The 13,190-nt window shown below is 68.6% G+C and carries 9 protein-coding genes; 3 read left to right on the top strand and 6 right to left on the bottom strand.

The window, feature by feature from the left end:
• Together uvrA and PV762_RS25400 are read left to right on the top strand one after the other, a co-directional pair.
• On the top strand, nt 1-5,325 hold a 5,325-nt coding region (uvrA, locus tag PV762_RS25405), incomplete at its 5' end, for an excinuclease ABC subunit UvrA (RefSeq protein ID WP_421037787.1).
• 250 nt (nt 5,326-5,575) lie between these two features.
• Complete coding sequence (locus tag PV762_RS25400; RefSeq protein ID WP_421037786.1) at nt 5,576-5,935, top strand: hypothetical protein; 360 nt, start codon at nt 5,576-5,578, stop codon at nt 5,933-5,935.
• Between the two features lie 233 nt (nt 5,936-6,168).
• On the opposite strand, the gene PV762_RS25395 is transcribed toward PV762_RS25400, so the two are convergent.
• The 3 genes from PV762_RS25395 to PV762_RS25385 all read right to left on the bottom strand — a co-directional run bounded on the left by PV762_RS25395 (nt 6,169) and on the right by PV762_RS25385 (nt 7,586).
• On the bottom strand, nt 6,169-6,552 hold the full coding sequence (locus PV762_RS25395; RefSeq protein ID WP_421037785.1) for a VOC family protein: 384 nt from the start codon (nt 6,550-6,552) through the stop codon (nt 6,169-6,171).
• 46 nt (nt 6,553-6,598) lie between these two features.
• Entirely contained in the window at nt 6,599-6,892 is a 294-nt protein-coding gene (locus tag PV762_RS25390) for a hypothetical protein (protein ID WP_421037784.1), read from the bottom strand.
• A gap of 100 nt (nt 6,893-6,992) precedes the next feature.
• The gene (locus PV762_RS25385) at nt 6,993-7,586 is read right to left on the bottom strand and encodes a hypothetical protein (protein ID WP_421037783.1); all 594 of its coding nucleotides are present in this window, start codon (nt 7,584-7,586) and stop codon (nt 6,993-6,995) included.
• Between the two features lie 214 nt (nt 7,587-7,800).
• On the opposite strand from PV762_RS25385, the gene PV762_RS25380 reads away from it, so the two are divergent.
• Nucleotides 7,801-10,470, top strand: coding sequence for a prolyl oligopeptidase family serine peptidase (locus tag PV762_RS25380; RefSeq protein WP_421037782.1), 2,670 nt, complete (start codon nt 7,801-7,803; stop codon nt 10,468-10,470).
• A gap of 241 nt (nt 10,471-10,711) precedes the next feature.
• Here PV762_RS25380 and PV762_RS25375 read toward each other — a convergent pair whose 3' ends face one another.
• The 3 genes from PV762_RS25375 to PV762_RS25365 all read right to left on the bottom strand — a co-directional run bounded on the left by PV762_RS25375 (nt 10,712) and on the right by PV762_RS25365 (nt 13,187).
• Nucleotides 10,712-12,211: a M48 family metalloprotease gene (locus PV762_RS25375; RefSeq protein WP_421037781.1), complete on the bottom strand. Its 1,500-nt coding sequence runs from the start codon at nt 12,209-12,211 to the stop codon at nt 10,712-10,714.
• 63 nt (nt 12,212-12,274) lie between these two features.
• Nucleotides 12,275-12,886 (bottom strand): UPF0149 family protein, encoded by a 612-nt coding sequence (locus PV762_RS25370; RefSeq protein ID WP_421037780.1) that lies wholly within the window; start codon nt 12,884-12,886, stop codon nt 12,275-12,277.
• A gap of 58 nt (nt 12,887-12,944) precedes the next feature.
• Nucleotides 12,945-13,187 carry a hypothetical protein gene (locus PV762_RS25365; RefSeq protein WP_421037779.1) on the bottom strand — a complete coding sequence of 81 codons (243 nt, stop codon included), beginning with the start codon at nt 13,185-13,187 and terminating at the stop codon, nt 12,945-12,947.
• Nucleotides 13,188-13,190: the final 3 nt, after the last annotated feature.

The following is a 13,190-nucleotide window of genomic DNA, read 5'->3' as shown; positions in this document are numbered from 1 at the left end:
GAGCTCAACGACCACCTGAAGCTGCTGTTCGCGCGCGGTGCCGACCTGTTCGACCGCGAGACCGCGCTGCCGGTCCGCCACGACACGCCGCAGACCATCTACGCCGAGCTGCTGGCGCGCACCGTCGGCGACGACCCGCGCCTGGTGCTGACCTTCCCGGTCGAGCTGCCCGAGTCGGTCAGCGCCGGCGAGGTCGAACAATGGCTGTCGGCCTCGGGCTTCACGCGCGTCCAGTCCGAGCGCGTGATCAACGGGCGCAAGGTGCTGGACGTCGTCGCCGACCGCTTCCGCATCCAGGGCGTCGAGCAGGCGCGCGCGATGGAGGCGATCGAGCTGGCGCTCAAGCGCGGCAGCGGCCGCCTGACGGTGCATGTGCTCAGCGCGGAGGAGGGCGTGGCGCCCACGCTCTGGCGCTACTCGACGGGTCTGCATTGCCCGGAGAGCGACATCCGCTACGCCGATCCGCAGCCGGCGCTGTTCTCGTTCAACTCGGCGATGGGCGCCTGCGAGACCTGCCGCGGCTTCGGGCGCGTGATCGGCGTGGACCTCGGGCTGGTGATCCCCGACGAGCGCAAGACGCTGCGCGGCGGTGCGATCAAGCCGATGCAGACGCCGGCCTGGAAGGAGAGCCAGGACGACATGCTGAAGTACGCCGGCGACGCCGGCATCCCGCGCGACACCGCGTGGAACCAGATGACGCAGGCCCAGCGCGACTGGGTGATCGACGGCAGCCCGAACTGGAACGGCAACTGGAACAAGCAGTGGTACGGCGTGCGCCGGTTCTTCGAGTACCTGGAGAGCAAGGCCTACAAGATGCACATCCGGGTGCTGCTGTCGAAGTACCGCAGCTACACCGAGTGTCCGACCTGCCGCGGCGCGCGGCTCAAGACCGAGGCGCTGCTGTGGCGTGTCGGCTCCAAGGCCCTGGCGGACGCGGCCTTGCCGGCTGAGAAGCGTTTCATGCCGGAGGGCGTGAAGTGGACCCGCGCTCAGCTGGAAGCGCTGCCGGGGCTGTCGGTCCACGACCTGATGCAGTTGCCGATCCATCGGCTCAGACGCTTCATGGACGAGCTGCAGTTGCCCGGCACGCTGCTCGACGAGGCGCTCAAGCTGCTGCTCGACGAGATCCGCAACCGCCTCAAATACCTGGTCGACGTCGGCATCGGCTACCTGACGCTGGACCGCCAGAGCCGCACGCTGTCGGGCGGCGAGGTGCAGCGGATCAACCTGACGACGGCGCTGGGGACCTCGCTGGTCAACACGCTGTTCGTGCTGGACGAGCCCAGCATCGGCCTGCATCCGCGCGACATGAACCGCATCGTCGAGGCGATGCAGCGGCTGCGCGACGCGGGCAACACGCTCGTGGTCGTCGAGCATGACCCGGCGGTGATGCTGGCGGCGGACCGGCTCATCGACATGGGGCCGGGCCCGGGCCAGCAGGGCGGGCAGATCGTCTTCGACGGCACGCCGGAGCAGATCCGCGCGGCCGACACGCTGACCGGCGCCTACCTGGGCGCGCGCAAGCACGTGGGCATGGGCCTGAAGCGCGTCGTCGAGGAGAACACGCCGCGCCTGATCCTCGAAGGCGCGCGCGAACACAACCTGAAGAACTTCAACGTCGAATTCCCGCTGCAGCGCATGGTCGCGGTGACGGGCGTGTCCGGCTCGGGCAAGAGCACGCTGATGCAGGACGTGCTCTATCCGGCGCTGGCGCGCTGGTTCGGCCAGGCCACCGAGACGCCGGGCCAGCACGATCGCCTGCTGGGCGCGGACTGGCTGGCCGACGCGGTGTTCGTCGACCAGTCGCCGATCGGCAAGACGGCGCGTTCGAACCCGGCGAGCTACGTCGGCGTGTTCGACGAGATCCGCAAGCGCTTCGCCGACACGCCCATGGCGAAGGAGCGCAGCTACGGCGCCGGCATGTTCAGCTTCAACGCCGGCGACGGCCGCTGCCCGACCTGCGGCGGCTCGGGCTTCGAGCACGTCGAGATGCAGTTCCTGTCCGACGTCTACCTGCGCTGCCCGGACTGCGACGGCAAGCGCTTCCGCGCCGAGCTGCTCGAGGTCAAGCTCGAACGCGCCGGCCGGCAGCTCAGCGTGTCGGATGTGCTGGACCTGACGGTGGCCGAGGCGCTGGGCGTCTTCAAGGACGACCGCGAGGTGCTCAACAAGCTGCAGCCGCTGTCGGACGTCGGCCTGGACTATCTGACGCTGGGGCAGCCGGTGCCGACGCTGTCGGGCGGCGAGGCGCAACGGCTCAAGCTGGCCGGCTACCTCGCCGAGGCGGCCTCCAAGCCGCGCCAGGCGACGGCGACCAAGGGCACGCTGTTCCTGTTCGACGAGCCGACCACGGGCCTGCATTTCGACGACATCGCCAAGCTGATGCGCGCGATGCGCAAGCTGCTGTCGGCGGGGCACTCGCTGATCCTGATCGAGCACAACCTCGACGTGATCCGCGCGTCGGACTGGGTCATCGACCTCGGCCCCGAGGGCGGCGAGGACGGCGGCCTGGTCGTCGCCACCGGCACGCCCGAGCATCTGAAGGACCATCCGACCTCGCACACCGCGAAGGCGCTGCGCGAGTACGCGCTGGAGATGGACCGCCCGCCGATGAAGGTTTCGGAAGGCCAGCCGCTGCAATCGTTGCTGCGCCGGCGCCGGCAGGCCGACGAATCGATCCGCATCGTCAACGCGCGCGAGCACAACCTGAAGTCGGTCGACGTCAGCATCCCGCGCGGCAAGTTCAACGTCGTGACCGGGGTGTCCGGCTCGGGCAAGAGCACGCTCGCCTTCGACATCCTGTTCAACGAAGGCCAGCGCCGCTACCTCGAATCGCTGAACGCCTACGCGCGCTCGATCGTGCAGCCGGCGGGCCGGCCCGAGGTCGACGCGGTCTGGGGCATCCCGCCGACGGTCGCCATCGAGCAGCGCCTGTCGCGCGGCGGTCGCAAGAGCACGGTCGCGACGACGACCGAGGTGTGGCACTTCCTGCGCCTGCTCTACGTGAAGCTCGGCGTCCAGCATTGCGCGCACGACGGCACGCCGGTGAAGCCGCAGAGCGTCGAGGCCATCGCCGCGCAGCTGCTGCGCGACTTCAAGGGCAGGCACATCGGGCTGCTCGCGCCGCTGGTGGTCAACCGCAAGGGCGTCTACACCGACCTCGCGAAGTGGGCCAAGCAGCGCGGCCACACGCATCTGCGTGTGGACGGCGAGTTCCTGCCGACCAGCCCGTGGCCGCGCCTGGACCGCTTCAAGGAGCACAGCATCGAGCTGCCGGTCGGCGACATGACGATCGCGCCGGAGACCGAGGCCGGGCTGCGCGAGCTGCTCGCCAAGGCGCTGGACCATGGCAAGGGCGTGGTGCATGTGCTCTCGCCGCTGGACGGCCTGCACGAGGCGCTGCGCAGCGGCAAGGCGACGCGCGGCATCGGCGAACTGCGCGTGTTCTCCACGAAGCGCGCGTGCCCGCAGTGCGGCACCAGCTATCCGGAACTGGATCCGCGCCTGTTCAGCTACAACTCCAAGCACGGCTGGTGCACGACCTGCGTCGGCACCGGCCTGGCGCTGACGCGAGAACAGCGCAAGGCGCTCGACGACACGCAGCAGGACAAGGACAACCGCGGCCGGGAGCAGAGCTTCCCGGCGGAGGAAGCCGAGATCGAGGACCTGAGCGATGCGCCGTGTCCCGACTGCCACGGCGCGCGGTTGAATCCGGTGGCGCGCGCGGTGAGCTTCGAGCACGAGACGATCGGGACGGTCGCGTCCTGGAGCGTGAAGGAGGCCCGCGAGTGGATCGCCGGCCTGACGCTGACCGGCCGTGACGCCGAGATCGCGCGCGACGTGGTGGTCGAGATCAAGGGCCGGCTGGAGTTCCTGGAGGAAGTGGGACTCGGTTATCTGACGCTGGACCGCGCGGCGCCGACCCTGTCGGGCGGCGAGGCGCAGCGCATCCGGCTGGCGGCGCAGCTCGGCAGCAATCTGCAGGGCGTGTGCTACGTGCTGGACGAGCCGACCATCGGCCTGCATCCGCGCGACAACCAGATCCTGCTGAAGGCGCTGGCGACGCTGGGCGACAAGGGGAACACGCTGGTGGTCGTGGAGCACGACGAGGACACGATCCGCCGCGCCGACCACATCATCGACATCGGCCCGAGCGCGGGCAAGCGCGGCGGTCGGGTGATCGCCGAAGGCACGGCCGAGGAGATCGCGAAGAACCCCGATTCGCTGACGGGCCGCTTCCTGTCCAGACCGCTGGTGCACCCGCTGAAGGAACGCCGCGTCATGGAGGCGGAGGCGCCGAAGCTGACGGTGCTCAACGCGACGCTGCACAACCTGCTGGGTGTGACGGTGGACGTGCCGCTGCACCGGCTGGTCGCGATCACCGGCGTGTCGGGCTCGGGCAAGTCCACGCTGGCGCGGGACGTGCTGCTGGCCAACATGGCCGCGGCCGTGCCGCTGCGCCGCGCGCCGTCGAAGTGGGTGGGCTGCGATGCGATCGAGGGCCACGCGCAGGTCGACCGCGTGCTCGAGGTCGACCAGACGCCGATCGGCAAGACGCCGCGCAGCTGCCCGGCGACCTACATCGGCTTCTGGGACGCGATCCGCAAGCTGTTCGCCGAGACGCTGGAAGCGAAGGCGCGGGGTTACGCGCCGGCCCGCTTCAGCTTCAACACGGGCGAAGGGCGCTGCCCCGGCTGCGAGGGCCAGGGCATGCGCACGATCGCGATGAGCTTCCTGCCGGACGTGAAGGTGCTCTGCGACCAGTGCCACGGACAGCGTTTCAATCCGGAGACGCTGGCGGTGAGCTGGCGCGGCAAGAGCATCGGCGAGGTGCTCCAGATGGAGGTCGACGAGGCGGTGGAGTTCTTCGCCGCGATGACCTCGATCTCGCACCCGCTGAAGCTGCTGCAGGACGTGGGCCTGGGTTACCTGACGCTGGGGCAGCCGAGCCCGACGCTGTCGGGCGGCGAGGCGCAGCGGATCAAGCTGGTGTCCGAACTGGTGAAGGTGCGCGACGACGTCACGCGACGCGGGCAGAAGGCGCCGCACACGCTGTACGTGCTGGACGAGCCGACGGTGGGCCTGCACATGGCGGACGTCGAGAAGCTGATCCGCGTCCTGCACCGGCTGGTGGACGGCGGGCACAGCGTGGTCGTGATCGAGCACGACCTCGATGTCATCGCGGAAGCGGACTGGGTGCTGGATCTCGGTCCGGAAGGCGGCTCGGCCGGCGGACGCGTGGTCGCGCAGGGCAGGCCGGAGACGCTGGTCGAGCAGGGGACGCACACCGGGAAGGCGTTGCAGCCGGTGCTGGCGAGGCGGTGACGGAAGGAAGCCGTAAATCCTCCTGAAGAGGGGCCGGTGGCCGCGAGACAACGCGGCGCCGGCCCTTGTCGCGTTTGGTCAAGGTTTGGTCAAGGTTTGGTCGACGACGACTGTCCGTGCGAACGGCACGGCGGGAGACTTGTCCGCTTTCGCAACGGATGTGCGGGGTGGAACGGGTAGCACGTTATTCTCAACGACGTTTCCATGTCACAGCTGCGCGAGGCATATCGTCGCGGCGGGGATCGAACGGGTGGTCTACATCGAGCCCTATGACAAGAGCCTGGCGCAAGAGCTGCATCACGATGCGATCGACTTCGAGCTTGGGCCCGGTGCACAGGGAGATCGAGCAAGGGATGAATCGCGCATTCGCTTTCAACACTTTTCCGGTGTCGCTCCGCGCCTGTATGCCACTGTCTTCAGGTCCCGGGGAAAGAAAGATGCGCGATCGGGGCAGTTCATTCCCATCGCGATGGCGGCTGCACCCACGGTGCTCCCTGAGTACATGGACAACTACGTAGAATTTGAAGAGGCTGCCATGCAGCATTTCCGCGCAGTGCTTCAGAAGGCGTGCGTGGACGGCGCTTCGCTTGAATCTCCGATGAATCGGTAAAGGGCAAACCAATGATCGTCAAATTCGCCCGACCATCCACTTCGGATGGTGAGCAACCTGTTCGGATTCGAAGCGAGCTAAGTAACGCGATCGTGGTGGACATTGCATCCCGTCGGAAGGCAACGCAACCTTCGCCGTCAACGCAACGCGCCCCGCTGGAGCCCGGCATGCCCGAATACGAAGCCATCGTGCAGCAGGCGATTGATCGGGCTGAGAAGAGGGGCTGGTAAGGCTCACGCCACCGGATACGCCCTGATCTCGATCAGATGCCTGTTCGGATCGTTGAAGTACAGCGTCGGTGCCGCGCCTCGGGCGCCGATCTCTTCGCCGGGCCCGGTGTTGGTCCCGACCGCGTGGAAGCTCGGCCCGTAGCCGATGCCGGCGGCCTTCACGCGTTCGAAGATGTCTTCGAACTCCTCGGGCGACACCGAGAACGCGTAGTGCTCCATGCCAGGCGTTCCCCACGGCGCGAGCTGCAGCTGGCAGTCGCGGCCGACGCGGATCACCGTGAACGGACCCGATGCGCCTTCGTTCGTGAAACCCAGGATGCCGACGTAGAACGCGACGCTGTCGGCGAGGTCGTTGACCTTGAGGATGAGGTGATCGAGGACGGCCATCGCGGCGCTTCCGGAGCTATCGTTCGGCCCGCGCTTGGCGAGCAGCTCAATGCGGCTTGCGCCGCTGCCGCTGTTCGAAGTCGTCGCCGTGATAGACGTTGCCGTCCCAGGTGCCGGAGCGGTGTTTCGCTCGCGCGATCGCATCGAGCGCCGCGTCATGCGCGGCGCGGCGGCGGTCGCGGGAACTGAAGCGGCCGCGCAGGCTGAACCCGCTCATGCGCCATCCGATCCGCTTCAGCCAGGCCCGCCAGGCCAGTTGGTGCCGGCGCGGCAACGCCATGTCGATCGCGAGGAACACGCAGGTCAGCAGACCGAGAGTGGCGAGGACTTGGGCGAACATACGTCGGCGCTGTGAATCACACCTTGCTGGTGTGTAAGCCGACCACTATACGCGAGGCCCCGCGAGGCGTCTGTCAGCCCTGTCAGGGCTGACAGGGCCGTCAGTCGCGATGCCGGCCGTGACCGTGGCCGTGGTCGCCCCGGTCACCGCGATCACCACGGTCCCAGCCGCCACGATCACCCCCGCGATGGTCGTCCCGACGTTCGTCCCAGCGACGGCCTTCCCAGCCGCGACGGTCGTCGCGATGGTCATGCCAGTCACGGCGCCCGTCCCAATGGTCGCGACGGGGCGGATCCCACCGCGGCGGCGGAGGCGGCGCGTACACCGGCATCGGATGCACATGCGGACGACCGTAATAGGCCGGCGCATAGGCGCGGGAATACCACCCCTCCTGCACGAAGTACACCTGCCGGCCGCAGGCGCCGTAATAGCCGCAATGGCGCGCCCAGGACCGGTAATGGTTCGGCGGAACGCGCAGGTAGAGCGGCGGTGCGGGCGCATAAACGCGCTCGATCACCATCGGCTGCGCGTACACCACGTCGGGACGGACGTTGCCCACGTCGATCCGGCCGTAGAAGCCCGGCTGCCCGACGCTGATGGACACGCCCACGTCGCCCGCGAAGGCCGCCGGCGCGCTCAAGGCGCCGGCCGTCAGCGCCACGGCGCCGAGGATGCGTTGAATCAGCTGCTTCATCGAATACCTCTTTCTGGTGCTTCCGGTTCGCTTCGCGACCTTTCCCCCTGCCGGAGGTCATGGGCGAGGCGTCCGGAAAGGGCCTGCCTAGGGAAAGTATGGACAGTTAACGCGCGCTTGACGGATGCGGTGGACAGCCGAGGGGTAAGCAGTTGTTGACCGCATCCCTAGAATCCCGCGTCCCCCGCCGACCCTGCGGGACGTGGAGCAACGATTGAAGCAATGGATCCTCACTTCCCTGGCGCTGGCGACCCTGGCGACGGGACTGGCGACCAGCGAGGTCTCGCTGGCACAGACGGCCGCCGCACCGGTGGCCGTGACCAACCGGCCGCTGACGCTGGAACAGCTGTTCCGCGCCGAGCCCTATCGCGGCGAGTCCGCCAAGGACGCGAAGTTCAGCGCCAGCGGCCGTTACGTCGCCTACCTGTGGAACCCGTTCGGCGAGGCCGGCAGCGACCTCTACGTGCATGACACGCAGACGGGCAAGACGCTGCGCCTGACCTCGCCGACGCTGATGGCCGCGGTGGAGACGCCGGAGAACCTCGACCGCTACGCGAAGAAGCTCAAGCAGAAGCGCGACGAACTGGCCGAGCGCCAGGCCCGCGAGGAGGCGCAGGCCGCCTACCTGCGCGGCGAGGCGGTCGACCTGGAGCAGTGGGAGCGCAAGGCCATCGACGAGCTGAAGGTCGAACTGGCCGAGCGCAAGGCCCGCGACGAGGCCCGCAAGGCCGCCGAGAAGGCCGCGTGGGGCGACGCCGCGGTCGCGGCTGCCGCGCCGGCCTCCGCCGCGTCGGCGCCCGAGGCGAAGAAGCCGGCCAAGGATCCCAAGGACATGGCGCTCTGGGAGCTGCGCGACGAGCTCAAGAAGAAGCGCGAACGCGAGAAGCTCAAGCCCGAGGACCTGTACCCCGGCGTGTCGCAGTTCGTGTGGGCGTCCAAGGGCGAGGAACTCGTGCTGGCGTACCGCGGCCAGCTGTTGCGCTGGAAGGCCGGCAGCGAGCGCGCCGAGCCGCTGCTCGCGACGGGCCGCACGCTGAAGCCGGTGGCCTACGCGCCGGACGACCAGTTCCTGATCGTGCAGGACGAGACACGCGTGCTGCGCGTGCGCCTGGCCACGGCCGGCATCGAGGTGATCAACCGCGAGCTGTTCAATCCGGACGACGAGGACCGCAAGTTCAAGATCGCCCAGACGGCGATGAGCGAGGACGGCCGCTGGATGGCGCTGGTCGCCAACGCGCCGCTGGTCGGCGCCGACGGCAAGCCGCTGCCCAAGCCGGGCCGGCAGGTCGAAATCATGAACTTCAACGACCGCTGGGCGACCGCGAAGAAGGTCGACCGCGAGGTCTCCGACGACAAGCGCGGCGTGCCGTCGATGGCGATCTACATCCGCAAGGTGCCGACGCCCGGTGCCGCGCCGGAACGCCAGCCGCAGCCGGTGTTCACGCATCCGGGCGGCGACAGCTGGTTCGAGATCTCGCCGGTGGTGTGGGCCCGCGACGGCAGCGTCTACGCTTTCACGACCTTCGAACGTGAGAAGGATCAGTTCCGCGTCTACCTCGGCAAGCCGGGCGAGGCGAAGCCCGAGATGGTGCTGGAGCGCCGCGCGCCCATCCACCACGAGCTGGTCAACGTGATGACGCCGTCGTTCACGCCGGACTCCAGGCAACTGGTGCTGATCCTGGCCGACAACGGCTGGCGCCAGCCCTACGCGATGAGTCTGGCGGCCGGCGCCGACCGCTCGGTCAAGCCGCTGCTGACGGGTGAGTTCGAAGCCTTCCAGGTGCTGGGCTTCACGCCGGATGCGAAGACGATGTTCGTCGTCGCCAACAAGGACGACTACGCGGCGATGAACGTCTGGCGCGTCGACCTGAAGGACGGCCGCATGACGGCGCTGGGACGCTCGCCGGACTACCACCGCAACGCGGTGGTGGCGCGCAACGGCCAGTGGGCCGCGGCGGTGGCCGGCAACTGGGCCGAGCGTCCCGAGCTCAAGCTGCTGAAGGGACAGGCCCCGGCGGCCGGCGCGGAGGCGGGCAAGCTGCTGACGCAGAGCCACGACCCCGCCTGGGCGCAGGTCGACGTGCTGCGTCCGGAGCGCTTCAGCTTCAAGAACCGTCATGGCGACACCATCCCCGCCTACGCCTTCAAGCCGCTGGGCTGGGCGCCGAGCGACAAGCGTGCGGCCATCGTCTACACCTACGGCGGCCCGCTCAACGACCGCCACTCGGTGGAGACCGACAGCTTCCAGCCGACCGGCTACGTCTTCGCGATGTACATGGCGGCCAAGCACGGCTACGTCACGGTGACGGTGGACCCGCGCGGCCACTCCAACTACGGCGAGAAGTTCGCCGACGCCAACTGGGAGAAGCCGGGCGCGCCCCAGACCGAGGACCTCGAAGACCTGGCCGCGTACATGAAGACCAACCTGGGCGTCGACGGCTCGCGCATCGGCCTGAACGGCTGGAGCTTCGGCGGCTTCCAGACCCAATACACGATGTACACCAAGCCCGACCTGTTCGCGGCCGGCATCGCGGGCGCAGGCCCGACGGAATGGGAGAACTACAACAGCTGGTACAGCGGACGCACCATCGGCAAGGTCGACCGGACCAAACCCGTGCTGCGCAAGTACTCGCTGCTGCCGCTGGCGAAGAACCTGAAGAAGCCGCTGCTGCTGGTGCACGGGATGCAGGACCCGAACGTCCTCTACCAGGACACGGTCAACGTGTACCGCGCGCTGCTGGAGTCGGGCAAGGAAGGGCTGGTCGAACTCTTCTTGGATCCGGACGGCGAGCACGCCCTCGGCGGCGCAGTGAAGGCCGTGGGCTGGCATCGGAAGTACGAGCAGTTCTGGCTGCGGAACTTGGGAGCGGCGCAGCAGAAGTGATGCTGTAGCGGTTGGCGGTGCGACGCCGACCTGCAGAGGTCAGGGCGTTGGCCGCCAGGTCGCAGGCCTGTCGGACCTGCGGCCCTCCAGCGCTCGCGGGCGTCGTCCAGTCCACTGGACTGGACTCGGTCCCGCTCTCCCCCGGACGCAAGGTCCGAAACCCTGCGACCTGCCGTCCCCCATCAGCCCCGCACTTCACCGGTTTTGCTACCGAGGACTGCGGGGCTTGGCGTCTCTGGGATCAGGGCGCCGCGACGACCGTCTTCACGCGCTCACCCACCTTCGGTGGCGCTTCGCCGCCATAGCGCCCGTTGAGCAGCTTCAGCTGCGCTTCGGTGACCACCGCGGTCTTCGCCATCTCGGCGAAGCCGCCAGCCGGATAGGGCCGCAGCGCGACCTTCCACGGCTTGGCGAGTTTCTTGTCGTCGGCCGTCAACGCGCGGAAGCTTTCCTCCGCCTGCGTGAGCGCAGCGCGACGCGACTGCAGCGACTGGCCGTCCTTCGCCGCGTAGACCAGCGCGTACACCGCGCCCTTGGCGCTCGTGATGAGCGTGATCTCGGCATTGCCGCGCTGGCCCTGCGCGTTCTTGCGCACGCCGCTGAAGTGCGTGGCCTTCAGGCCGTTGATCGTCTTCGCGTCCGTGCGGCCCTGCTCCGCACCCCAGCGGCGCAGGATGTCGTCGTGCACCGTGCCCGCCTTCTCCGGCACCGGCTGCAGGATCAGCGCGGCGTCGCGTTGCGGACTCATCACCGTCAGGGTCTCGCTGCCGTTCTGCAGCGCCCAGCCGGCGGGCGCCGTCAGCGCGATGTCCAGCGTCGGATGCAGGAACTGCTGACCGCGCACCAGCCCCTGCGACGGGCTGTCGCCGAAGACCATGCCGTCGATCGCCTGCAGGAAGGCCGCACGGTTCTCGTCGACCGGCTTGTCGCCGGTCAGCTGCGCGGCCTCGTCGCGGATGCGCTGCAGGCGCTGCTCGTTGCTCGGGTGCGAGGCCAGCCAGCTGTTGCCGCTCTGCGGCTGCTTGCCCTGCGCCTTGGCCTGGTCGGCGGCGAACTGCTCCTGGTCCTTCAGCACCTGGATCACGTCGACCATGTGCTTGGGGTCGTAGCGGTTGCGCGCGAGGTACTCGGCGCCGAGCTGGTCCGCCTGCAGTTCCTGGTCGCGGCTGTAGGAGGCGATGTAGCCCGCCGCGGCGTTCTGCGACACCTGACCCGCGAGGTCCGTTGCGCCGCTGACGCCGCGCGACTCCAGCACCGCGCCGAGCACCGTCGCCGCCAGCACGCCGATGCCGGCGTTCTGCTGCCGCGTCGCGCGCTGCGCGCCGTGGCGCGCTGTCACGTGGCCGATCTCATGGCCCATCACGCCGGCCAGGTCGGCCTCGTTCTCCATGTACGCGAGGATGCCCCGCGTCACGTAGACGTAGCCGCCCGGCAGGGCGAAGGCGTTGACCTCCGGACTGTCGAGCACGGTGAAGTGCCACGCCAGTTCCGCCCGGTGCGACTGCGCCGCCAGCTTGTTGCCCAGCGCAGTGACGTAGGCCTGGAGCTTGGCGTCGTCGACGACCGAGTACTCCTTGAGCACGTCCTGGTGCGCCTGGCGGCCCGTCGCGACTTCCTGCTGCGGGCTCATCGCGCTGCGTTCGGTGCGGCCGGTGACCGGGTTGACGACGTTGGTGCCGCAGCCGGCGATCGTCAGCAAGGCGGCGGTGGCCAGCACCGCGAACGGGAAGTTGCGTTTCATCGGATCCGGCGATGGAGAAGGAAAGGACCGCCCGGTCGCTCGCCCGGGCACAGGGTCAGTCGTTCACTCGGCCTGCGAGCGCAGCGTCCACAGTGTCAGCACGCCTTCCGGCACCTCGCGGCTGAGCGCGTCGCGCCAGTGCAGGTCGGTGAGCTTTTCCTGGTCCTCGGCGCTGAGTTGGCTTTCGTCGCCGCCCAGCAGCGCGATCGGCGCGAGCGCGGCCGCGGTCTTGATGTGGTCGAACAGCGGCGTCCAGGCTTCGCCGTCCTGGTCGACGCCGATCATGAAACCGGTGCACCAGTCCTCGGCGTCCACCAGCTGCTGTTCGCCTTCCTCGGCGACGCTGAAGATGGGCTCCCACTCGTCCTGCTTCGAGGTCCACTGCACCGACAGGCTGTGCACGTGACGAAGCAGCAGCAGGGCGATCTTCTTGCGCTGCTTGCCGCTGGTGAAAGGATCCCCGCCGCCCCAGACGGGGCTCATCCATTCGTCGCCGGGCTTGCCGCTCAGCGCAAGCGGGCTCAGCAGCTGCGCACTGAGGTAGCCGTCCAGCGCCTCGATGTTCATCGCGGCGTCGTTGTCCAGCTCGGACAGGAAGTCGTCCAGGTCCGACAGCTCGTCGTCGGTCAGCGGGGTGTATTGCGCCTTGTCGGGCTGGTACTGCGGAAAGTCCATGTCGGATCCTGGAGAGTCGGGCGAGGTGCGGGTGACGTGAGGGGGAGATTCGGCGCGGTCAGCCGTGGCGGCCGTGACGGCTCTTGGGCTTGCGGCCGTCCATGTCGGTCAGCTGCGTCTTGAGCAGCGCCATCAGCACGCGGGCGTTGGCCTCGGTCATGACGAGCAGGGTGCTCGGCTCGATGCCGTCGACCGGCTCGCGTTCCTTGACGATGGCGTCCAGCTTGAAGGTCACCAGGCCGCTGGTGGAGGAGTTCGAGGCGCCCTTGAGCTTCTGGACTTCGATGTGATGCGTCTTCATGGG

Origin of the sequence: Mitsuaria sp. CC2 (genome assembly GCF_048957715.1) — a bacterium.
Lineage (GTDB): Bacteria > Pseudomonadota > Gammaproteobacteria > Burkholderiales > Burkholderiaceae_C > Roseateles.
Note: the sequence above shows the minus strand (reverse complement) of the source record. Positions and strands in the feature narration are given on the sequence as shown.